Origin of the sequence: Kluyvera cryocrescens NBRC 102467, from assembly GCF_001571285.1 — a bacterium.
Classification (GTDB): domain Bacteria; phylum Pseudomonadota; class Gammaproteobacteria; order Enterobacterales; family Enterobacteriaceae; genus Kluyvera; species Kluyvera cryocrescens.
In genome coordinates this window covers 147,380-170,941 of sequence record NZ_BCTM01000011.1, presented here as the reverse complement: position 1 = coordinate 170,941, position 23,562 = coordinate 147,380, and the positions used below count along the sequence as shown (strand labels likewise).

The 23,562-nt window shown below is 52.9% G+C and carries 20 protein-coding genes; 6 read left to right on the top strand and 14 right to left on the bottom strand.

From position 1 onward, the window contains the following. Window positions 1-93: 93 nt before the first annotated feature. The 11 genes from lpxD to rpsB all read right to left on the bottom strand — a co-directional run bounded on the left by lpxD (window position 94) and on the right by rpsB (window position 12,309). A complete protein-coding gene (lpxD, locus tag KCR01S_RS09505; protein ID WP_061282426.1) occupies window positions 94-1,119 on the bottom strand; it encodes a UDP-3-O-(3-hydroxymyristoyl)glucosamine N-acyltransferase in 1,026 nt (341 codons plus the stop codon). A 3-nt stretch (window positions 1,120-1,122) separates the two neighbouring features. Next, window positions 1,123-1,608 (bottom strand): molecular chaperone Skp, encoded by a 486-nt coding sequence (gene skp, locus KCR01S_RS09500; protein WP_061282425.1) that lies wholly within the window; start codon window positions 1,606-1,608, stop codon window positions 1,123-1,125. A gap of 127 nt (window positions 1,609-1,735) precedes the next feature. Beyond that, window positions 1,736-4,147, bottom strand: coding sequence for an outer membrane protein assembly factor BamA (gene bamA / locus KCR01S_RS09495; RefSeq protein WP_061282423.1), 2,412 nt, complete (start codon window positions 4,145-4,147; stop codon window positions 1,736-1,738). A gap of 30 nt (window positions 4,148-4,177) precedes the next feature. After that, entirely contained in the window at window positions 4,178-5,530 is a 1,353-nt protein-coding gene (rseP, locus tag KCR01S_RS09490; protein ID WP_061282421.1) for a sigma E protease regulator RseP, read from the bottom strand. Window positions 5,531-5,541: 11 nt separating this feature from the next. Beyond that, the gene (gene cdsA, locus KCR01S_RS09485; RefSeq protein ID WP_061282419.1) at window positions 5,542-6,399 is read right to left on the bottom strand and encodes a phosphatidate cytidylyltransferase; all 858 of its coding nucleotides are present in this window, start codon (window positions 6,397-6,399) and stop codon (window positions 5,542-5,544) included. Window positions 6,400-6,411: 12 nt separating this feature from the next. Next, window positions 6,412-7,170, bottom strand: coding sequence for a (2E,6E)-farnesyl-diphosphate-specific ditrans,polycis-undecaprenyl-diphosphate synthase (gene ispU / locus KCR01S_RS09480; protein WP_061282417.1), 759 nt, complete (start codon window positions 7,168-7,170; stop codon window positions 6,412-6,414). A 237-nt stretch (window positions 7,171-7,407) separates the two neighbouring features. Further along, entirely contained in the window at window positions 7,408-8,604 is a 1,197-nt protein-coding gene (gene ispC / locus KCR01S_RS09475) for a 1-deoxy-D-xylulose-5-phosphate reductoisomerase (RefSeq protein ID WP_061282415.1), read from the bottom strand. A 274-nt stretch (window positions 8,605-8,878) separates the two neighbouring features. Beyond that, window positions 8,879-9,436 carry a ribosome recycling factor gene (frr, locus tag KCR01S_RS09470; protein WP_061282413.1) on the bottom strand — a complete coding sequence of 186 codons (558 nt, stop codon included), beginning with the start codon at window positions 9,434-9,436 and terminating at the stop codon, window positions 8,879-8,881. Between the two features lie 274 nt (window positions 9,437-9,710). Continuing rightward, the gene (pyrH, locus tag KCR01S_RS09465; RefSeq protein WP_052285405.1) at window positions 9,711-10,436 is read right to left on the bottom strand and encodes a UMP kinase; all 726 of its coding nucleotides are present in this window, start codon (window positions 10,434-10,436) and stop codon (window positions 9,711-9,713) included. Between the two features lie 161 nt (window positions 10,437-10,597). Beyond that, window positions 10,598-11,449, bottom strand: coding sequence for a translation elongation factor Ts (gene tsf / locus KCR01S_RS09460; RefSeq protein ID WP_045439976.1), 852 nt, complete (start codon window positions 11,447-11,449; stop codon window positions 10,598-10,600). Window positions 11,450-11,583: 134 nt separating this feature from the next. Further along, window positions 11,584-12,309: a 30S ribosomal protein S2 gene (gene rpsB / locus KCR01S_RS09455; protein ID WP_052285404.1), complete on the bottom strand. Its 726-nt coding sequence runs from the start codon at window positions 12,307-12,309 to the stop codon at window positions 11,584-11,586. Window positions 12,310-12,640: 331 nt separating this feature from the next. Between rpsB and map the strand changes: the two genes are divergently transcribed. The 4 genes from map (at window position 12,641) to KCR01S_RS09435 (ending at window position 17,523) form a co-directional block, all read left to right on the top strand. Beyond that, window positions 12,641-13,435, top strand: a complete 795-nt coding sequence (map, locus tag KCR01S_RS09450) for a type I methionyl aminopeptidase (RefSeq protein ID WP_052285403.1) — start codon at window positions 12,641-12,643, stop codon at window positions 13,433-13,435. Between the two features lie 60 nt (window positions 13,436-13,495). Continuing rightward, window positions 13,496-16,168 carry a bifunctional uridylyltransferase/uridylyl-removing protein GlnD gene (gene glnD, locus KCR01S_RS09445; RefSeq protein WP_061282411.1) on the top strand — a complete coding sequence of 891 codons (2,673 nt, stop codon included), beginning with the start codon at window positions 13,496-13,498 and terminating at the stop codon, window positions 16,166-16,168. Window positions 16,169-16,201: 33 nt separating this feature from the next. After that, window positions 16,202-17,026 carry a 2,3,4,5-tetrahydropyridine-2,6-dicarboxylate N-succinyltransferase gene (dapD, locus tag KCR01S_RS09440; protein ID WP_052285401.1) on the top strand — a complete coding sequence of 275 codons (825 nt, stop codon included), beginning with the start codon at window positions 16,202-16,204 and terminating at the stop codon, window positions 17,024-17,026. A gap of 107 nt (window positions 17,027-17,133) precedes the next feature. Then, entirely contained in the window at window positions 17,134-17,523 is a 390-nt protein-coding gene (locus KCR01S_RS09435; protein ID WP_061282408.1) for a DUF3461 family protein, read from the top strand. Window positions 17,524-17,570: 47 nt separating this feature from the next. Here KCR01S_RS09435 and cdaR read toward each other — a convergent pair whose 3' ends face one another. From cdaR to dgt, 3 genes are all read right to left on the bottom strand, one after another. Further along, entirely contained in the window at window positions 17,571-18,728 is a 1,158-nt protein-coding gene (cdaR, locus tag KCR01S_RS09430; RefSeq protein WP_061282406.1) for a DNA-binding transcriptional regulator CdaR, read from the bottom strand. Between the two features lie 160 nt (window positions 18,729-18,888). Next, on the bottom strand, window positions 18,889-20,334 hold the full coding sequence (gene degP / locus KCR01S_RS09425) for a serine endoprotease DegP (protein WP_052285398.1): 1,446 nt from the start codon (window positions 20,332-20,334) through the stop codon (window positions 18,889-18,891). 136 nt (window positions 20,335-20,470) lie between these two features. After that, complete coding sequence (gene dgt / locus KCR01S_RS09420) at window positions 20,471-21,985, bottom strand: dGTPase (protein WP_061282404.1); 1,515 nt, start codon at window positions 21,983-21,985, stop codon at window positions 20,471-20,473. An 83-nt stretch (window positions 21,986-22,068) separates the two neighbouring features. Between dgt and mtnN the strand changes: the two genes are divergently transcribed. Then, complete coding sequence (gene mtnN / locus KCR01S_RS09415) at window positions 22,069-22,767, top strand: 5'-methylthioadenosine/S-adenosylhomocysteine nucleosidase (protein ID WP_061282402.1); 699 nt, start codon at window positions 22,069-22,071, stop codon at window positions 22,765-22,767. Then, window positions 22,760-23,560: a vitamin B12 ABC transporter substrate-binding protein BtuF gene (gene btuF / locus KCR01S_RS09410; RefSeq protein ID WP_061282400.1), complete on the top strand. Its 801-nt coding sequence runs from the start codon at window positions 22,760-22,762 to the stop codon at window positions 23,558-23,560. Before mtnN ends, btuF begins: the two co-directional genes overlap by 8 nt. Window positions 23,561-23,562: the final 2 nt, after the last annotated feature.

Below are 23,562 nucleotides of genomic sequence, written 5' to 3'. Positions count from 1 at the left end.
CTGTCAAAAATATACTAAGGGGCAATAATAACACGGCCTGCCGGATTACAAGAATGCCGACAGGCCGGGAAACGAAAGGCGATAAGATGAAAATTAGTCTTGATTATTCAGCTTGCGCTCTAAGGCTTTGAGACGCTTGCTCATTTCATCAATATTCATCACCAGTGCGGCCGTTTTGCGCCACGCCTTATTAGGCTGGAGCGGAATGCCGGACGAATACACGCCAGGCTCGGTAATAGGACGCATCACCATCCCCATACCGGTTACGGTTACTTTGTCGCAAATTTCCATATGACCGTTAATCACGCTGGCACCGCCAATCATGCAGTAACGGCCAATTTTCAGGCTTCCGGCCATGATAACACCGCCGGCAACCGCGGTATTGTCGCCAATCACCACGTTGTGCGCAATCTGGCACTGGTTATCAATGATAACACCGTTGCCGATCTGCGTGTCGTCAAGCGCGCCGCGGTCGATCGTCGTACAAGCGCCGATCTCCACACGATCGCCAATAATCACGCGACCTAACTGAGGGATCTTCACCCAGTTGCCACGATCGTTGGCGTAGCCAAAACCATCAGAACCGATAACGGTGCTGGATTGGATCAGACAATTCTCACCGATCTCGACTTCGTGGTAAATGGTTACGTTCGCCCACAGGCGTGAACCGGCACCAATTTTGGTCTTTTTACCAACGAAACACCCCGCCCCAATCACGACGTTATCGCCAAGCACAACGTCAGATTCTATCACCGCGTTTGCGCCGATGGAGACGTTGTGACCAAGCGTTGCGGACGGACTCACGACCGCGCTCGGTGCGATATCCTGCGCCGGCTGTGGCGTGGTATCTAAAATTTGCGCCATGCGAGCGTAAGTCAGGTAGGGATTCTTCACTACCAGCGCTGCGCCTTTGGCAAAAGGCAGTAAATCTTGCGTCAGGACAATCGCCGACGCTTCGCAAGCGGACAGGTGTTCACGGTACTTGGGATTAACCAAGAACGTGACATGACCCGCCTTAGCGGATTGCATGGACGCGACAGCGGTGATGACGATATCGCCATCACCGTGTAATTCCGCATCCAACTGCTGAGCTAAATCAGCCAGTCGAATTGAAGGCATTACTTATTTAACCTGTTTCAGTACATCAGCGGTGATGTCTTTGACATCGCTGCTGTTGAATGCAACGGCGTTAGCGTCAACCACCAGGTCGATGCTCTGGCTAGCGGCAACGGATTTCACTGCAGTCTGGATACGAGTAACCAGTTTGCCACGTTCTTCGTTAGTGCGACGCTGGCGATCCTGCTCAAAGGACTGCGCTTTCTGAGAGAAAGACTGACGCTGTGCAGAAATGTCTTTTTCCAGCTTGGTGCGGTCGCTACCAGCTTTCATAGACTGCAGACGCTGCATTTTGGACTGCAGGTCGCCTTCCATACGCTGAAGTTCGCCAGCACGGCCTTTGAATTCGTTTTCCAGAGTGCTGGAAACACCGGTTTTCTGTGCAACTTGCTGGAACAGGCTACCCATGTTAACAATTGCAATTTTATCTGCTGCCTGAGCAGATGCGGCCATTGCTAAACCCAGACCTGCTGCGACTAACCACTTTTTCACAATAATACTCCTTACCATCCCATATGTACCCGAGGGTACTGTTCTTTTGGTGGCCCGGAGGCCACCTGACGCTATCGCCTTATGCCAGCAAAACTAAACTGAGCGTGCATTCCTTTGCAATGAGCAATTACCAGGTTTTACCAATGTTAAACTGGAACTGCTCGGATTTATCTCCAGTGTATTTCTTATACGGCTGGGCGTAGGAGAAGACCAACGGCCCTAATGGGGACATCCATTGCAATGCGATACCTGCGGACATACGGATATTACCTGGATCGCTGTAGTCTGGAACACCCGCATTTTTCATTGCTGCCGTGTTCTGCCAGTTGGTATCCCAAACGGTACCGGCATCCCAGAAGAAGGACGTACGGACCGAGTTCGCGTATTTATCGCTGATAAACGGCGTAGGAACAATCAGCTCCAGGCTGGCAACGGCCATGGCGTTACCGCCCACCGCATCGTCAGACTTACAGTAGCCGCCGGACTGGTCACAGTTATCCAGGCCCGATGCGCCGTAGTAAACCGCTTTCGGACCGATGGTATTGGACTGGAAACCACGTACGGTGCTGGAACCACCGGCATAGAAGTTTTCATAGAATGGCAGTTCTTTGCTGCCAATCCCGTCACCATAGCCCCACTTGGTACGGCCCAGAACGACCCACTGATGATCGTCATCAATTGGGAAGTAGGACGCAGTATCCATCGTCACTTTGTAGAACTCGTTATCGGAGCCCGGAATGGTCACTTTACCGTTCAGGTTGACGCGTGAACCGTCCGTCGGGAAGTAACCGCGGTCAAGTTTGTTGTACGTCCAACCATAGTTGAAGGTGAAGTCGTTTGCCGAGAAACCGTTATCGTCGCTGGTTGTACCCGCCTTCTGGCCGATAGATTCCAGATAACGCCACATCGCCACCTGCGGTTCCATGTTGGACAGGTCGTTGTGGACATAGCCCAGACCCGCACGCAGTGAGTTGTATTCGTTAATCGGGAAGCCTAACGTCCCGTCTACACCATAACTTTTGTTGGTGTAGGAGGAGAGGTCTGCATCGTCAGCTTTAAAGTCATTGTAGAAGACACGACCGCCAAGGCTAACGCCATCAACCGTAAAGTACGGGTTGGTCACAGAAAGCTCGGTATAGGTCTGGTAGTCGTTCTTGGTACCATTGATACCGACAGAGTAACCGGTACCTAACCAGTTATCCTGCTGAACGCCTGCCTGGAAGCTCACGCCGCTTTCAGTACCGTAACCGATACCGAAGTTGAAGCTACCGGTGTTACGCTCTTTAACCTTGTAGACAACGTCTACCTGGTCCGGGCTGCCCGGCACGCGCTGGGTATCGGTGTCGACGGTTTCGAAGTAGCCCAGACGGTTCAGACGATCTTTACCCTGGTCAACTAAGTCCCCACCTAACCATGCCCCTTCCATCTGGCGCATTTCGCGACGCAGAACGGAATCTTTGGAGGTATCATTACCTTCGAAGCGGATGTTACGCACGTAGAAGCGGTTGCCAGCATCCACGTTGATATGCAGCTTGACGGTTTTGTCGGTGTCGTTAATTTCCGGTTGCGACTGTACGCGCGGATAGGCATAGCCATAGCGACCAAGAAGTTTCTTAATGTTATCTTCCATTTTGGTCACTTTCGCGCCGTTATACAGTTCACCTGGCTCAATCTTCGTCAGCCCTTCAATTTCTGCTGAGTGGCCTGCCAGGTTACCCGTCACCTGCACGCCAGACAGTTTGTACTGGTCGCCTTCGGTGATGTTAACGGTGATGTAAATGCCTTTTTTATCCGGCGTCAGGCTTACCTGCGTGGAATCGATATTGAAACGGGCATAGCCGCGATCCAGATAGTAGCTACGCAGGGTTTCAAGGTCACCCGCCAGCTTCTGTTTCTGGTATTTGCGATCGCCGACCACGTTCCACCACGGCACTTCATCACGCAGCTGGAAGGTCGAAATCAGATCTTCTGTGCTGAACGCGTGGTTACCGACGATGTTAATCTGCTGGATCTTGGCGGAAACCCCTTCCTGGAAGACCAGCTTCAGGTCGACACGGTTACGCGGCAGCGGCGTAACAACCGCCTTCACGCTTGCGCTGTACTTACCGACGCTGTAGTAGAAATCTTCCAGCCCTTTCTCGATATCAGAGAGGGTTGTACGATCGAGGGATTCACCAACGCGGACGCCAGAAGCTTCGAGGTTTTGCTTCAGCATGTCATCTTTCACCGATTTATTACCGGAGAAAGTGATGCTGGCAATCGTTGGGCGTTCTTTGACCTGCACCAATAACACATCGCCGTCTCTCAGGACGCGTACGTCCTCAAAGTTGCCCGTCGCAAACAGGGCGCGAATGGTGTTACTGATATCATCATCAGTGACGGTATCGCCAGGACGTACTGGCATACTGAGGAGGGCCGCACCAACAGCGACTCGCTGCAAGCCTTCGAAATGAATGTCCTTCACTACGAATCCGTCAGCACCGTATACGGTCGCGCTGCCAAAAAGCAGCGACGCTATGAGCAACTTTTTCATCGCCATCGTTATTATGCGTTCTTCCTAACTATCTCTCTACAACCGAGAGAAATCATTGAAAAGTGCAAGCCCCATTAACAGCATCAGCAAAACCGAGCCAATGCGATAACTAAAGTCTTGAACTCGCTCGGATACCGGGCCGCCTTTTAGCTTCTCAATCGCTAAAAACAGCAAATGTCCCCCATCAAGAACGGGGAGCGGGAACAGGTTGATTATGCCTAAATTCACGCTGATGAGTGCAAGAAACATCAGGTAGTAAATCAACCCAAACTCCGCAGACATCCCAGCCCCTTGGGCGATAGAAATCGGCCCACTGAGGTTGTTCAGTTTGACGTCACCGGTTATCAATTTTCCCAGCATACTGACCGTCAGCTTCATCAACTGCCCGGTTTTCTCCGTGGCTTCGACGATCGCGCTGAAGGGCCCATACTGGCGCACTGTTTTATATTCCTCAGGCAGCGGGATAATTTTCGGTACTACCCCTGCGAACCCTTCTACTTTTCCGCTACCGTGTTTTGTATCCGGTATCAGAGTTAAAGACAAGGGACTCCCCTGCCTTTCGATCCCCAGCTGTAGCGCTTTGCCAGGATTGTCACGCACTAGCGTAACAAACGTCAGCCATTGCGTCAGCGGTTGACCGTTGACTGTAACGATCCGATCCCCTGCTTGTAAACCGGCTTTACGCGCCGCAGAGTCAGATTGCACCTCGGCTAATACGGGTTCAATCTGCGCGCCGCGAGGACGTATCCCAAGCGAGATTACCGGATCTTCTTTATCTGGCTCAAACGCCCAGTGACGCAGATCGAGGATTCTATCCTGTCGCTGGTCACTCCCGAAAGGGGCAACGGTGAGAGTGGTGCTTTCGTCACCAATTTTTGCCACTAACGCCAGGCGTACAGCATCCCAGTCAGGCGTTTCGATACCATCTATGGCTTTTAGTTCCGTGCCTGGTGCAATTTGTGCTTCCGCCGCGATGGAGTTGGCGGTTATTTCACCAACAACCGGACGAACGCCAGGGACTCCGATGATAAACACCAGCCAATAAGCGAAGATAGCAAAGAGGAAGTTAGCGATGGGGCCTGCGGCGATGACGGCGGCGCGTTGACCGACCGTTTTATTGTTGAACGCCATGTGGCGCATTTCAGGCGCCACCGCATCAACACGCTCGTCGAGCATTTTGACGTAGCCGCCCAGAGGAATAAGGGCAACCACAAATTCGGTGCCGCGTTTATCAACGCGGCGCCACAGCGCCTTACCAAAACCAATGGAAAAGCGCTCTACACGGATACCGCAGCGCCGAGCAACCCAGAAATGACCAAATTCGTGTACGGTGATCAATACCCCTAGCGCGATAATAAAAGCGGCCAGGTTCCAGAGAATGCTCAGCATAAGTCCATCCGTTAAATCGTCCTGAATACCAGCAACAGCAGGCAAGCGAAGACCGGTACCGCCGCCGTCAGACTGTCAATTCGGTCCAGTATCCCGCCGTGACCCGGGATCAGATGCCCGCTGTCTTTAATACCCGCTTCACGTTTGAACATGCTCTCAGTGAGATCGCCCAAAACAGAAGCCAGCGCGGCAATAATGGAACAGGTTAACAGGATGGATGGTGCAACGTCCAGATTTGCCCATACGCCATAAGCCCAGGAGATAACGGCTGCCGTGACCAGGCCGCCGATAAAGCCCTGCCAGGTTTTCCCCGGAGAGACCTTCGGTGCGAGCTTATGTTTGCCAAATAGCTTGCCAAACATGTATGCCCCGGAGTCTGCGCCCCATACCAGAATCATGATGTAAAGCAGCCACAGCGCGCCGCTGTAGTGATTTTCATCGTAATGCCAGGAGCGAAGTGCCAGCATGCCCCAGAAGAAAGGAACGATTGTGGCGATACCGAAAATCAGACGCAGCGCTTTCGACTGACGCCAAAGCGCAGCAGATCCTGGGTATGAGAGGACTAACACCAGCGCCACGACCCACCAAATCAGCGAGGCCCACAGCGATATTTCGACAACCGGCTGATGGATATTATGGTGATATTCCGGAATCAAAAAGAGCATCACCGCCAGCAACAGGCCGCAAAGTACCGCCAGCCAAACGCGCTGAGAGCGCGAAGTGAAACCGCTAAATTGCCCCCATTCCCACGCTGCCAGCATACACACAACGAGCGTCACAATAGCAAAGCCACCGGGCGGCAGCAAAAACAGGGCTGCGATAACAACCGGTATTAAAATCAATGCAGAAATCAGGCGATACTTCAGCAAAAGCTACCCCCATCAGGCTTTGTCGCCACCAGGCTCGGTGCCGCCGAAACGTCGCTCTCGATTGGCGAAAGCATGCAGCGCACCCTCAAAGTCTTGTTCATCGAAATCGGGCCAAAGAACATCTGTAAAGTAAAGTTCAGCATAGGCAATTTGCCAGATAAGAAAGTTACTGATCCGATGTTCTCCCCCGGTCCTAATCACTAAATCTACGGGAGCCAGCTCATGCATGCAGATCTGCTGGTTCAGCAGTTCTTCATTAATTTGATCGGGGCGGAGTTCCCCTTGCTGAACCTGTTCGGCTAAGCGCTGAACTCCCTGAATAATATCCCATCGACCACCGTAGTTTGCAGCGATGTTCAATGTTAACCCCGTATTTTTTTCCGTCAGCGCTTCCGCTTTCCGGATCCGCTCTTGAAGGCGCGAATTAAAACGACGGGTATCGCCAATAATTCGCAGCCGAACGTTATGGCGGTGCAGGCTTTTTACTTCACTGTCCAGCGCCCAAACGAACAGCTCCATCAACGCACTCACCTCTTGCTCCGGGCGATTCCAGTTTTCACTGCTGAATGCGTATAGCGTTAATGCTTCGATACCGTGACTTGCGGCGTAGGATACGGCGCGGCGCACGGATTTCGCCCCGGCTTTATGTCCAAAGGCGCGAATCTTACCTTGCTTTTTCGCCCAGCGGCCATTGCCATCCATAATAATTGCCACATGGCGGCAACCGTGGGCTGGCGGGTTCTCGCTGGTTGGTTGATTAGCAGACAACATAACGCGTTTTTAATCCATGAAAAGGGATGAGCGGTACCCCGGAATACAGCTATACACTTTATCTTTCAGGTTAACCTGAATGATTTTACGTATCTTTGTGTCGCAAAAAAGCCGTGTTTAATCACGGCTCTCCCGATAGCAAAACGAAAACGCAGCGCTACCGAGTGGCGCAGACTATATCACTGAAGCCAGATGCTCACAAATGCCGTGATGTTTTGAATGCTGATTCCGCTCTCATTACAGGACGAAATGCTTAGCCTGTACAGCCGCTTCTTCTCGCGCCCTGACGTCAATCTCCATTACCGCCTCTACGCTCTGTGGTTCACTGAGTTCGAGGTGTTCCAGCACAGCCAAATTGACCGCGGCAATATCGGTAAAGCGGATTTGACCGTCAAGGAATGCGGCAACGGCAATCTCATTAGCAGCATTGAGCGCCGTGGTCGCCGCCTGGCCCTGTTCAAAGGCCTCCATGGCCAGCTTCAGACAAGGATAGCGCGCGTAATCAGGCTCACTAAAGCTAAGCGATCCCATCTTGCAGAAATCCAGCGGCTTCGCGCCGGAAACCACGCGATGCGGCCACGCCATGGTATTGGCAATTGGCGTCCGCATATCGGGCTCACCCAGTTGCGCCAGTACGCTTCCGTCCTGGTATCGCACCATGGAGTGAATCACCGACTGTGGGTGAATCAGCACTTCCATCTGCTGGGCTGATGCATTGAACAGCCAGCGGGCTTCGATGTATTCCAGACCTTTATTCATCATGGTGGCCGAGTCGACGGAGATCTTACGCCCCATTGACCAGTTCGGATGACGGCAAGCCTGATCCGGCGTCATTGCGCTCAGTTCAGAGATTGGCGTCTCCCGGAATGGGCCACCTGATCCGGTCAGCAGAATGGAGGACACTCCATGCTGCGCCAGGTCAGCGTACCCTAAATTGCTCTGAAAACTTTGCGGTAAACTCTGAAAGATAGCGTTATGTTCGCTGTCGACCGGCAGTAACCGTGCGTGATGTTGTTTGACGGCCTCGAGGAACAGACGTCCACAGGTCACCAGCGACTCTTTATTGGCCAGCAGAATCACTTTGCCTGCGCGAATTGCGGCAAGCGTCGGCAGCAGCCCCGCGGCACCGACAATCGCCGCCATGACCTGATCGACGTCATCCAACGCCGCCACATCGCAAGCTGCCTGCTGGCCGCTGAGCACTTCAGTAAGGCTGCCATGTTCACGCAAAGCGAGCTTCACGGCCTGAGCGCTGAGCGCGTCATCCATCACCGCATAGCGCGGGGCAAACTCCAGGCACTGTTCGACCATGCGCGCGACGTTTTTACCCGCCACCAGCGCCGTCACCGTAAATTTCTCGGGGTTATGGCGTACAACGTCCAGCGTGTTGCAACCAATAGAGCCTGTTGAGCCCAGAACAGCTAATCGATTCATGAGAGATCCAGAATAGATAAAATATACTCTGTGGGTTTCAAGCGGCACAAAGGCGGCAAGTGAGCGAAAAATTCGTCGACAGCGAATTTACCGACTGAGGGCTAACCTTCAGTGAGGGGGAAGGAAATCCCTCATCAATCCCGATATTTAGTCATTCGGGGAGTGAACGTAGCCCGCGCGCCTGCGGCTTGAAAGTCGATGAGTATAAAGCAAAACGCCGCCAGCGAAGCAGCAATGCTCCCTGTACGGCGTTCATCACACAACTTACACAGTTTTAGAACTGCATCAGCTCTGCTTCTTTCTCTGCCAGTGCCGCTTCAACTTTCTTGATAGCAGCATCCGTCATTTTCTGTACTTCTTCCTGAGAACGGCGATCGTCGTCTTCGCTGATCTCTTTGTCTTTCAGCAGCGCCTTCACTTTATCGTTCGCATCGCGACGGACGTTACGTACGGATACGCGCGCCTGTTCTGCTTCACCGCGAACAATTTTGGTCAGGTCTTTACGACGTTCTTCGGTCAGCGGAGGCAGCGGAACGCGAATGTCAGTACCCGCAGAGCTTGGGTTCAGACCGAGGTCAGACGCCATAATCGCTTTCTCAACGGCCGGGCCTAAAGAACGGTCGAACACGTTGATTTTCAGCGTACGGGTGTCTTCTACCGTAACGCTTGCCAGCTGACGCAGCGGAGTTGGGGTGCCGTAATACTCAACGACAATGCCGTCCAGCAGGCTGGGAGAAGCACGACCCGTGCGAATTTTGCTGATTTGGTTTTTGAACGCTTCCACGCATTTTTCCATGCGTACTTCAGCATCTTTTCTGATATCGCTAATCACGTTACGAATCCTTGAAAACTAGTCTCAGTCAGACCAGACGATGACACATTGCAAACAATGCGCTAAGTATAGTCTCGTTTAAATCAGGCCACAGAATATACTCGTCGTCTTTCAAGCTGCGGATGTATTGACTGCATTCGTTCCCCCAAATCGCTTCCTAACGTAAGCAAATCGGGGTTCTCTTACTTGCCGCCTACCGCAACTCGAAATCCATAGAGTGAATCAATTAGACCAGGTAAAGGCGAATCTTACCCGGAATTGGCCGCTACGGAAATTATTCCGTAATTAAAGTGCCTTCTTTTTCGCCCATGACCACGCGACGCAGTGCGCCCGGTTTGTTCATGTTGAATACGCGAATCGGCAATTTATGGTCACGGGCCAGCGTAAAGGCAGCAAGATCCATGACTTTCAGTTCTTGTTCCAGCACGTCGCTGTAGCTCAGCTGTTCGTACATGGTAGCAGACGGGTCTTTCGCCGGGTCAGCGGTGAATACGCCGTCAACTTTGGTGGCTTTCAGCACGACGTCGGCTTCGATTTCGATGCCACGCAGGCAGGCTGCTGAGTCAGTGGTGAAGAACGGGTTGCCGGTACCGGCGGACAGAATCACGACGCGGTTGTTACGCAGCAGGCTAATGGCCTCTGCCCAGCTGTAGTTATCACAAACGCCATTCAGCGGAATCGCTGACATCAGGCGGGCGTTCACATAGGCGCGATGCAGTGCGTCACGCATTGCCAGGCCGTTCATTACCGTTGCCAGCATGCCCATGTGGTCGCCCACAACGCGGTTCATGCCTGCTTTTGCCAGACCCGCGCCACGGAACAGGTTGCCACCACCAATAACGACACCCACTTGAATGCCCAGCTCAACAAGTTCTTTAATTTCTTGCGCCATGCGGTCAAGAATACTTGCGTCAATACCGAAGCCTTCAGTCCCCTGCAATGCTTCACCGCTAAGCTTGAGCAGAATACGTTTGTAGACAGGTTTTGCGTTGGTAGCCATTTTGTTTCCTGAGAGTGTCACGAATGGGATGAGTGACATCATGCGTTCCTTGCCTGTGAACCCCAATAGGAGCTGGCTGATTTCCACATGACGATTATCTTTACTTCTTAAATCTATACTACACAAAAGAGAGCCGCCCTTAGGCGGCTCCTTTACAGCAATTAAGACTGCTTGGACATTGCAGCAACTTCTGCTGCGAAGTCAGCCTCAACTTTCTCGATGCCTTCGCCCACTTCAAAGCGGATGAAGCCAGTCACGTCAGCGTTGTGCTCTTTCAGCAGCTGGCCAACGTTTTTGCTTGGGTCCATAACGAAAGGCTGACCAGTCAGAGAAACTTCGCCGGTGAATTTCTTCATGCGGCCTTCAACCATTTTCTCTGCGATTTCTTTCGGCTTACCGGACTGCATCGCGATATCCAGCTGTACCTGGTATTCTTTTTCTACCACTTCAGCAGACACGTCTTCTGGCTTAACGAATTCTGGCTTGCTTGCAGCAACGTGCATTGCCAGGTGTTTAACCAGCTCTTCATCAGCGCCTTTAGCCGCAACCAGAACACCGATACGTGCACCGTGCTGGTAGTTGCCCAGAACGTCACCTTCCAGGATTGCAACGCGACGGATGTTGATGTTTTCACCGATTTTAGCAACCAGTGCAACGCGCTCTTCTTCGAACTGTGCTTTCAGGACTTCAACGTCAGTCACTTTACCAGCAACAGCTGCGTCCAGAACTTTGTCAGCGAACGCCTGGAAACCACCGTCTTTAGCAACGAAGTCAGTCTGGCAGTTAACTTCCAGAATCACGCCGAAGTTGCCTTCGATTTTGGTTTTGATCACGCCGTCAGCAGCAACGTTGCCTGCTTTCTTAGCAGCTTTGATCGCGCCAGATTTACGCATGTTTTCGATTGCCAGCTCGATGTCGCCGTTAGCTTCAGTCAGTGCTTTTTTGCAATCCATCATGCCTGCGCCAGTACGCTCACGCAGCTCTTTTACCAGGGATGCGGTAATTTCAGCCATTCTAAAATCCTCGGAAGATTTGATCTGCCCGGCCAAAACCGCACAGATTTAAAAGTAAAAAAGGGGGCCATAGACAGGCCCCCTAACCAAACGTGTACTACCTGGTCTATAAGGGCTCTAACGAGCGTGCCTTATTACTCAGCTTCTACGAAGCTTTCTTCCGCCTGGGAAGCCAGATCCTGGGAACGGCCTTCACGAACGGTAGCAGCAACTGCGCTCAGGTACAGGGTCACAGCACGGATTGCATCGTCGTTACCTGGGATAACGAAATCAACGCCATCTGGATCAGAGTTGGTATCAACGATAGAGAATACTGGGATACCCAGGTTGTTCGCTTCTTTGATAGCAATGTGCTCGTGGTCAGCATCGATAACGAACAGTGCGTCCGGCAGGCCGCCCATGTCTTTGATACCGCCCAGGCTGTTTTCCAGTTTCTCAAGCTCACGAGTACGCATCAGCGCTTCTTTTTTGGTCAGCTTGTCGAAAGTACCGTCCTGAGACTGAGTTTCCAGATCTTTCAGACGTTTGATGGACTGACGAACGGTTTTCCAGTTAGTCAGCATACCGCCCAGCCAGCGATGGTTCACGAAGAACTGGTCGCAGCTGTTAGCAGCTTCTTTCACAGCTTCGCTTGCAGCGCGTTTAGTACCAACGAAAAGGATTTTGCCTTTACGAGAAGAGATCTTGTTCAGTTCAGCCAGAGCTTCGTTGAACATTGGTACAGTTTTCTCAAGGTTGATGATGTGAACTTTGTTACGTGCGCCGAAGATGAAAGGCTTCATTTTCGGGTTCCAGTAACGGGTCTGGTGACCAAAGTGAACACCAGCCTTGAGCATGTCGCGCATGGAAACAGTTGCCATGGTAAAAACCTCTATAGATAAAGTTGGGGTTAAGCCTCCACGCATCCCATATTACCGACCCCTAAGGGCACCCCGGAATATGTGTCGATACGTGTGTGTTATTACACAAAGTGAGATTTGTCGCTTCCAGCCAAAAACATTGAGCGGAAGTTCGGCGCGCTTTATACCATAAATCAGCCGAAGATACCAACAGTTGTTGTTGTTCTCCGGGGGCACGAAAGGCGAAGTTCAGAATGATTCTCAATTTGGCAGGGATGGCCCCGGGCTGTTAACATTGACATCACTAATACTCAATTATTGTCGATTAAATCGACACTGATGGACATATTCCATGGCTATTTCTATTAAGACCCCTGAAGATATTGAAAAAATGCGCGTTGCCGGCCGTCTGGCCGCTGAAGTGCTGGAAATGATCGAACCGTATGTGAAGCCAGGCGTCACCACCGGTGAACTGGATCGCATTTGTAACGACTATATCGTCAACGAACAGAAAGCGATCTCTGCCTGCCTTAACTACCACGGTTTCCCAAAATCCGTTTGTATCTCGATTAACGAAGTGGTGTGTCACGGTATCCCGGATGACGAAAAACATCTGAAAGACGGCGACATCGTCAACATCGACGTGACCGTGATTAAAGATGAGTTCCACGGTGACACGTCCAAGATGTTTATCGTCGGCAAACCTACCATTCTGGGCGAGCGTCTGTGCCGCGTCACCAAAGAAAGCCTGTACGTTGCGCTGAGGATGGTAAAACCGGGCGTGAACCTGCGTGAAATTGGTGCTGCCATCCAGAAATTCGTCGAAGCAGAAGGCTTCTCCGTAGTGCGTGAATACTGTGGACACGGTATCGGCCGCGGTTTCCATGAGGAACCACAGGTACTGCATTACGACTCTCGCGAAACCGACGTGGTATTAAAGCAGGGCATGACCTTCACCATCGAACCGATGGTCAACGCCGGCAAGAAAGAGATCCGTACCATGAAAGATGGCTGGACGGTAAAAACCAAAGACCGTAGCTTGTCTGCGCAGTACGAGCATACTATTGTGGTAACAGACAACGGCTGCGAAATACTGACGTTACGCAAGGATGACACCATCCCGGCGATAATCTCGCACAACGAATAATGAAAAGCCGGCGATTGCCGGCTTTTTTATCGGTGATAGTTTTTTCTTATGGGTGGTTTGATGAGTAACTCCTTACCTGAACTGGCATGCACAATTCTCCCCACCCTGCCCGGCCAGCCGGAAAACCCGGTTGATTGGCCGCAAAGCAGCCTGAACTGCGCGGAGATTAAAAACCGTCTCGATGATTTTCAGCGCTGGCTGGGGGAGGCCTTCGACAGCGGTATCTCCGCTGAACAGTTGATCGAAGCCCGTACCGAATTTATCGATCAGCTCTTACAGCGCCTGTGGCTGCTGTACGGTTTTGGTGAAGTGGAAGATGCCGCGCTGGTCGCCGTCGGCGGCTACGGCCGCGGTGAACTGCATCCGCTTTCTGACGTTGATTTGCTGATCCTAAGCCGTAAAAAGCTGCCCGACGATCAGGCGCAGAAGATTGGCGAACTGCTGACGCTGCTGTGGGATCTGAAGCTGGAAGTTGGCCACAGCGTACGTACGCTGGAAGAGTGCCTGCTGGAAGGGCTGTCGGATTTAACCGTCGCCACCAACCTGATTGAGTCCCGTCTGCTGATTGGCGACGTCGCGCTGTTTCTTGAATTGCAGAAAAACGTCTTCAGCGAAGGCTTCTGGCCGTCGGAAACCTTTTTCCCGGCGAAGGTTGCCGAACAAGAGGCGCGCCACCAGCGCTATCACGGCACCAGCTACAACCTGGAGCCGGACATTAAAAGCAGCCCCGGCGGCCTGCGCGATATCCACACGATTCAGTGGGTCGCCCGCCGCCACTTTGGCGCCACTTCGCTCGATGAAATGGTGAGCTTTGGCTTTCTAACCGAAGCCGAACGTAACGAGCTTAATGAATGTCTGCATCTGCTGTGGCGGATTCGCTTCGCCCTGCATCTGGAGCTTAACCGCTACGATAACCGCCTACTGTTCGACCGCCAGCTCAGCGTCGCCCAACGGCTCAATTACGCGGGTGAAGGCAACCAGCCGATTGAACACATGATGAAGGATTTCTATCGTGTGACGCGCCGGGTCGGCGAGCTCAATCACATGCTGCTGCAGCTGTTTGATGAGGCGATCCTTGCGCTCACCGAAGATGAAAAACCCCGGGCGATTGACGACGATTTTCAGCTACGCGGCACGCTTATCGATCTGCGTGACGATACGCTGTTCGTCCGCGAGCCGCAGGCCATTCTGCGCATGTTCCACATCATGGTACGTAACAGCAGCATTACCGGGATTTACTCGACCACGTTACGTCATTTACGTCACGCCCGTCGTCACCTCAGTCAACCGCTGTGCTACATCCCGGAAGCCCGCGAGCTGTTTCTGAGCATGCTTCGTCACCAGGGCGCCGTCAGCCGCGGCTTGCTGCCGATGCATCGCCACAGCGTGCTGTGGGCCTATATGCCGCAGTGGTCGCATATCGTCGGGCAGATGCAGTTTGACCTGTTCCACGCCTACACCGTGGACGAGCACACCATTCGCGTCTTACTGAAGCTGGAAAGCTTTGCTCATGAAGAGACGCGCCCACGTCATCCGCTGTGCGTCGATCTGTGGCCGCGATTGAACCATCCGGAACTTATCCTGATTGCCGCCCTATTCCACGATATCGCCAAAGGGCGCGGCGGCGACCATTCCGTCCTCGGCGCGCAGGACGTGCTCAAGTTTGCCGAATTGCACGGTCTCAACTCGCGGGAAACCCAGTTGGTTGCCTGGTTAGTGCGCCAGCATCTGTTGATGTCGGTCACTGCCCAGCGTCGCGATATTCAGGATCCAGAAGTGATCAAACAGTTCGCCGAAGAAGTACAGACTGAACACCGTCTGCGCTTCCTGGTATGCCTGACGGTGGCCGATATCTGCGCGACAAACGAAACCCTGTGGAATAGCTGGAAACAGAGCCTGTTGCGTGAGCTGTACTTTGCCACCGAAAAACAACTGCGTCGCGGGATGCAGAACACACCGGATATGCGCGAGCGCGTACGCCATCACCAGATGCAGGCGCTGGCGCTGCTGCGCATGGACAATATTGATGAAGAGGCGCTGCATCAGATCTGGAACCGCTGTCGCGCCAACTACTTTGTGCGCCACACGCCAAATCAACTGGCGTGGCACGCCCGTCATCTGCTGAAGCACGACCTGACCCAGCCGATGATCCTGCTTAGCCCGCAGGCTACGCGCGGCGGAACCGAAATTTTTATCTGGAGCCCGGACCGACCGTACCTGTTCGCCGCGGTTTGCGCCGAACTTGACCGCCGTAACCTCAGCGTGCACGACGCGCAGATTTTCACCACCCGCGACGGCATGGCGATGGACTCCTTTATTGTGCTTGAGCCTGACGGCAGCCCGCTTTCCGGCGATCGTCACGAAGCGATTCGCTTCGGACTCGAACAGGCCATCACCCAGCATAGCTGGCAGCCCCCTCAGCCTCGCCGCCAGGCCGCCAAACTGCGTCACTTCTCCGTGGATACCGAGGTCAATTTCCTGCCAACGCACACCGACCGTCGCTCATTCCTCGAACTGATTGCGCTCGATCAGCCTGGGCTGCTCGCCCGCGTCGGGCAGGTGTTCGCTGACCTCGGAATTTCACTCCATGGGGCCAGAATTACGACAATTGGTGAACGAGTAGAAGATTTATTTATAATCGCCACCGCAGACCGGCGTGCCCTTAATAATGTGCTGCAACAAGAAGTGCAACAACGGTTGACAGCAGCCCTCAATCCAAACGATAAAGGGTAACGATTTTTTATTAGTAAATGGAAAGAGTAAACAATGCAGCAATTACAGAACGTTATTGAGTCCGCTTTTGAGCGTCGCGCCGACATCACGCCGGCAAACGTGGATACCGTAACTCGCGAAGCGGTCAACCAGGTTATTTCCCTGCTGGATTCCGGCGCGCTGCGTGTCGCTGAAAAAATTGACGGCCAGTGGGTCACTCACCAGTGGCTGAAGAAAGCGGTTCTGCTCTCTTTCCGCATTAACGATAACCAGGTTATCGATGGCGCGGAAAGCCGCTACTTCGATAAAGTGCCGATGAAATTCGCCGACTACGACGAAGCGCGTTTCCAGAAAGAAGGCTTCCGCGTGGTACCACCTGCGGCCGTCCGTCAGGGTGCTTACATCGCACGTAACACCGTGCTGATGCCTTCCTACGTCAACATTGGTGCCTACGTTGATGAAGGTTCCATGGTGGATACCTGGGCAACCGTGGGTTCCTGTGCACAGATCGGTAAAAACGTTCACCTGTCCGGCGGCGTCGGCATTGGTGGCGTACTGGAGCCACTGCAGGCTAACCCAACCATCATCGAAGACAACTGCTTCATCGGCGCACGCTCCGAAGTGGTTGAGGGCGTTATCGTTGAAGAAGGCTCTGTTATCTCCATGGGCGTTTACCTGGGCCAGAGCACCAAAATCTACGACCGTGAAACCGGCGAAGTATTCTACGGTCGCGTGCCGGCAGGTTCCGTGGTGGTCTCCGGCAATCTGCCATCTAAAGACGGTAAATACAGCCTGTACTGCGCGGTTATCGTGAAGAAAGTTGACGCGAAAACCCGCGGTAAAGTGGGCATCAACGAACTGCTACGCACCATCGATTAAGAAGATATAAAAAGCGGGGGCTACCCCGCTTTTTTTTATCTACACGCTGGCGGAAAATGATTTTTTCGTTAATTATTCAATAGTTAATTTAGATCAAGGGTACCGCTATGTACGATAATCTGAAAAGTTTGGGCATTACCAATCCTGATGAAATCGATCGTTACAGCCTCCGGCAGGAAGCCAACAACGATATCCTGAAAATCTATTTCCAGAAGGATAAGGGTGAGTTTTTCGCGAAAAGCGTGAAGTTCAAATATCCACGCCAGCGTAAAACCGTGGCCGCCGATGGCGTAGGCCAGGGTTTCAAAGAGGTGCAGGAGATCAGTCCTAATCTGCGCTATATCATTGATGAACTAGATCAGATTTGCCAGCGCGACCGTACCGAAGTCGATCTGAAGCGTAAGATCCTCGACGACCTGCGTCATCTGGAAAGCGTGGTCACCAACAAGATCAGCGAAATTGAAGCCGATCTGGAAAAACTGACGCGTAATAAATAAGGTTTCGTCTACTTTATTATCCCGGCGGCGCAGCACCGCCGGGTTCATCACCGCTGCTCATCGAGCTGCAATGCAATATACAGCAGCAGTCGGTCGTCAAAATTCCCCAAATCCAACCCCGTCAGCTCCGAAATCCGGTTCAGCCGGTACTCCAGCGTGTTACGGTGGATAAACAGCGCCTTTGACGTGGCCAATGGCTGCACATTGTGACGAAACCACGCGGCCAGCGTTCGGCGTAACAGCCCATTATTATCCATCGCTTTTAGCCGCATTAATGGACGGGAAAGCTCATTGGCTTGCCAGCCACCGCGCAGGCTATCAAGCAGCACCGGTAGCATCAGATCCTGGTAAAAATAGCTGCGGCTATCGGGCATTCGCTGCTTACCCACCATCATGGTGGTGCGCGCGGTGCGATAAGAGCGCGCAATACTGCCAGGCCCGGTAAAGTAGTTACCCAGCGCAACGCGAAAACGCAGATGCCCATTCTCCTTCATGCGCGAAATCAGCTGTTCTACCCGTTTCTGATGATCTTCCGCATCCCAGCGGCCAAACTGGTTCAGCGCCGGTTTCAGCACCACCATTTCAGTCAGCGAAACAATGGCTATCAGGTTATTACGCTCCGGTGTGGTTAGCGCGTTTTGCAATTGCTGCAATTCCGCCATGGCGCTATCCACGCCCAACTGACCGCTGTCGACCTCCACCACCGCCGCAACGCGCGGCTGATTAAGATCGATTCCCAAGCGTTGCGCCCATTCGGTTAGCGCCGGCGTATTCTCCTCAGCCTGGATAAGATTCATCACCAGCTCTTCGCGTAGGCGACTATCCTGCGCCAGCAGGTGCATCAGGCGCGACTGTTCCAGCATCATCTCCGCCGTCATACAGACCAGCTCGCCGTACTTGCGCAGCGTCTCCGGCTCACCGGTCAGGCCGATAACGCCGACGATTTCTCCTTCCAGGCGCAACGGCAGGTTAATCCCCTGACGCACCCCGTGCAGGTGACGAGCGACCGCATCGTCAATATCGACCACCCGTCCCTGAGACAGCACCAGCAGCGCGCCTTCGTGCAATTCACCAATACGCTCGCGATCGCCGCTGCCGATAATGCGCCCACGGGCATCCATCACGTTGATATTGGTATCGATAATCCGCATTGTTCGCGCCACGATATCCTGCGCCATTTTCGTATCAAGATGCCAGCTAGCCATGAACCCCTCCTGTGAGCAGGTTACATGATAAGAAAGATAATTTAGCCTCGCACTGTGCAAACGCACAAAGCACGATTGAGATCTATGGAGTTGTGGGAGGCTTCACATAACCGGGGAAAAGAAACCCTTTCCCCGGATGGGGAAAGGGTTGGGAGGAAGATTACTGCATCAACAGATAGATAGAGCTATCGCCACGCTGAATGTTCAGCGCCAGAACGGAAGGTTTGCTGTCGAGGATTTTACGCAGCTCGGCGATATTTTTCACCGCCTGCTGGTTAGCCCCCACAATCACATCACCTTTTTTCAGGCCAATCTGCGCCGCCGGCGTACCCGCTTTCACGGAACTCACCACGACACCTTTATCCTGGCCTTTGTTGCTCATCTCCGCCCCTTCGATACCGTTGAAGATTGAGCTGGAGTCCACCTGGTTCTGGCTGCTCTGCTGCAGCTCAATTTCGACCGTCAGCGGCTTACCGTCACGCTGCAGGCCGAGGCTGATTTTGCTGCCGATTGGCATCGTACCAACCTGCGCACGCAGCGCCGCGAAGCTGCTGATTGCTTTACCGTTCAGAGAGGTAATGACGTCACCCGCTTTAATCCCAGCTTTCGCTGCGGACGAGTTCGGCATGACCTGGCTTACGAATGCGCCGCGCTGAGCATCAACCTTCATGGCTTTTGCCAGTTCGGAGTTCAGTTCGGTCCCCATAATGCCCAGTTCGCCGCGTTTCACCTGACCGTATTTCACCATCTGGTCGGTAAGGTTTTTCACCATATTACTTGGGATAGCAAAGCCGATCCCGATGTTACCGCCGTCCGGTGCAAGAATCGCGGTGTTGATACCGATAAGTTCGCCGTTCAGGTTAACCAGCGCACCGCCGGAGTTACCGCGGTTAATCGCAGCATCGGTCTGAATAAAGTTTTCGTAGTTTTCGACGTTCAGGCCGCTACGGCCTAGCGCTGACACAATACCGGAGGTCACGGTTTCACCCAGACCAAACGGGTTACCGATAGCCACGGTGTAGTCACCGACACGCAGAGCGTCGGAATCCGCCAGCTTAATTGCCGTCAGGTTTTTCGGATCCTGAATCTGAATCAGCGCGATATCAGAACGCGGATCTTTCCCCACCACTTTGGCGTCAAACTTACGGCCATCGCTCAGCTGAACCTTAATCACGTTGGCGTTATCCACCACGTGGTTATTGGTGACGACATAGCCTTTCGCCGCATCAATCACCACCCCGGAACCCAGAGCCATAAATTTCTGTTGCTGCTGCGGACTTCCGCCCCCGTTACCGCCATCCGGGCCTGCGCCCTGGCAGAATGGAGAGCTCTGGAAAGGCGAGCCATCCTGGCAGAACGGCGAATTGTCACCGAAGAACTGCTGGAAATTACGCCCCATACGCGGCGTGTTTACCGTTGTGCTGCCCTCAACATTAATGCTGACGACTGACGGCATAACCTTTTCCAGCATCGGCGCCAGGCTTGGCATTGGCTGCGCAGCAGATGCGGAGGAAGAAGCCGTCTCGGCCGCGCTAGCGGACAACGGAGACAGAGCCAGACTTAAACTAAGAGCCAGTGCACTCATTGCTAACGTGGTTTTTTTCATGTGTTTCAATCTCAATTTCAGATTACGCAAAGTTACGATGTTCGTGACTAATCAGATTCACTTTATGGCACTAAGTTCCCTGCAACTGCACATGGGAAAAGTAAAAATTTATTGAGCGCCTTTACAAAACTTCTGATTATTCCACCGCCATCAGCCGCCGATATTCATCCCACGCATAGAGATCGGTCATCCCGCTGATATAATCCTGAATCAGGCGACAGCGATAATAATATTCCATTATGGGAAATTCCACAGACTCCCGCGAAATTTTATTAACAGCTTCAACATAAGCTAAACGATGGCGCGTTGAGAGCTTGCAAAAGAGTCGTGATTCTATTGGTAAGTGGCGCACACGTTCATGTTCTACCAACTCACTAAAATCACTCAGAGATAATTTTAACAGCGGTGAATAAATATCCAACAGGCCGCCAATGACGCGATAGCCTTGTAGCTCAAGTTGCTCAACCTCTGGATGACTAAACACATGTTTTCTTGCCACATTCTTGTATAACGCAAGCAGCTCGCTGTAGCTACTTTCATCTTCCAGCAGCGCGTGATTAAAATCACCGTCATAAATCTGCGGCAGATTATCGATAAAACGCTGTGCCGCATAAGGCACCAATTTATTTAATGTATTGACCCGCAAATACATGAAGAATTGGTCTTCTGCGCTCCGACTTAATGAATTAGCGCGGGATTTATCCCAGGCATTTTCCACGACCTGAGCGAACAGCGATCCTTTGCCGTGTTTAGGCCATGCTTCATATAAATGCTGATACAGCTGTTCGACGCTGAAAATTCTTTTTTCTACCGCATCTTCAAGATCGGCAACACAATAAGAAATATCATCGGCCGCTTCCATAATCCAGGTTAGCGGGAAGCGATTGTAAGGTGCCAAATCAAGTTCTTTACGTAAGCGCGCAATATAGTGCTCTTCCGCCAGGTAATAGCCTGGTTTTTTCATTAAATAGCTGTGCGTTTTTGGCACTTCTGCCGCCCACCAAGCCGGACGTGTGTATTTTAAAATACATCCCACCTGCGCCCAGGTCAGATTCATACGCATCAAGGTATGTACTAAACGAATACCCTGCGCATTACCTTCAAAATGACACAAATCCTGCCGCACTTTGCTGCGCAGCAAATTAAGCGCGTCTTCGCCTTCTCGTAACTTTAGCTCCCCCACTTCGCAGCGGTCATGGCTCTGCGGTTGCTGTCGGGCATCTTTTGGCGCCAGGCGATGGCTGAACCAGTCGTTAATTGCCGCTTCACCAAAATGACCAAACGGTGGGTTGCCAATGTCGTGCATCAGGCACGCCATCTCAACAATACTTTCAAACGGCCCGGTCAGCTCATCTAACCCATAGGTCGCGAGCAGCGTCTTTTCTTTCAGACGGCTTAGGATCTCTTTGGCGATGTAGCGCCCAACTTGCTGCACTTCCATTGAGTGCGTCAGGCGCGTGCGTACGGCGGCGTTACGTTCAAGCGGGAAGACCTGCGTTTTTTGCTGCAGTCGCCGAATCGCCGGAGAGTTAATAATGCGCCCGCGATCGCTCTCAAAAATGCGCAGAATGTCATGTTCAGAACTGACGCCCTGCGGTGAACGATAGCGCCGATGCCAGTTAATTTTATTGCGAAAATCAATCGTAGCCATAGCCTCTCCGTCGCGAGAAATGCGCTTCCCCTGAACCGCATGATAGACTATGCCTTTAAACATGGCACATCGCGAGTAAATCTATGAAAATCGGCATTATTGGCGCAATGGAAGAAGAAGTTACGCTGCTGCGTGACAAAATCGAGAATCGTCAGACCATCACCATTGGCGGCAGCGAGATCTACACCGGCCAGCTAAACGGCGTTGACGTCGCGTTACTGAAATCTGGCATTGGTAAAGTCGCCGCAGCAATGGGCGCAACCCTGCTGCTGGAGCGCTGCCAGCCGGATGTCATCATTAATACCGGTTCCGCAGGCGGCCTCGCGCCAACCCTGAAAGTAGGCGACATCGTGGTTTCCGATGAAGCGCGCTACCACGACGCTGACGTCACCGCATTCGGCTACGAAATCGGCCAGATGGCGGGCTGCCCAGCGGCCTTCAAAGCAGACGACAAACTGATTGCCGCTGCCGAAGAATGCATTAAATCCTTAGACCTCAATGCAGTACGCGGCCTGATCGTCAGCGGCGACGCTTTCATCAACGGTTCCGTTGGCCTGGCAAAAATCCGCCACAACTTCCCACAAGCCATTGCGGTTGAGATGGAAGCGACGGCAATCGCCCACGTTTGCCACAGCTTCGCGGTACCGTTTGTGGTGGTGCGCGCGATCTCTGACGTTGCCGATCAGCAATCCCACCTCAGCTTTGACGAGTTCCTGGCGGTTGCGGCAAAACAGTCGACCCTGATGGTCGAAACGCTGGTGCAGAAGCTGGCGCGTGGCTAAGCGGCTCACGATAGGGCTGCTGGCCCTGCTGCTAAGCATCCCGGCGTGGCTCTGTGCCGCGCCGCGGGTGATTTCTCTCTCTCCCGCCAATACCGAACTGGCCTTTGCCGCCGGAATCACGCCAATTGGCGTGAGCGCCTGGTCCGACTATCCTGCCGAAGCCAAAACCATTGAGCAGGTTGCCTCCTGGCAGGGCATTAACCTGGAACGCATCGTCGCACTCCATCCAGACCTGGTGCTGGCGTGGAAAGAAGGCAATGCCGAACGCCAGGTCAATCAGCTTCGCGCTATCGGGATCACCGTTTTATGGGTGGATACTCACAGCATTGAAGAGATTGCCGCCACGCTGCGTCTGCTCGCCAAATGGAGCCCAACGCCGGAGAAAGCCGAACAGGCCGCCACCGCCCTGCTTCATGATTATTCCGCGCTCAAAGCGCAATACGCCAACGCGCCGAAAAAGCGGGTGTTCATGCAGTTTGGTTTCAATCCCATTTTCACCAGCAACAAAAGCGCCATTCAAAATCAGGTGCTGGAGGTTTGCGGCGGCGAGAATATTTTCGCCGACAGCCGCGTCGCCTGGCCGCAGGTCAGTCGGGAACAGGTGTTAACGCGTCAGCCGCAGGTGATCGTTGCAGCAGGCGATGCGAGCCAAATACCCAAAATTCAGCAGTACTGGGCCAACCAGCTCACAATCCCTATTATTCCCCTCAATAGTGACTGGTTTGAACGGGCAAGCCCACGTATTATCCTCGCCGCAAAACAACTCTGTACTGCACTCGCGCAGGTTCATTAATT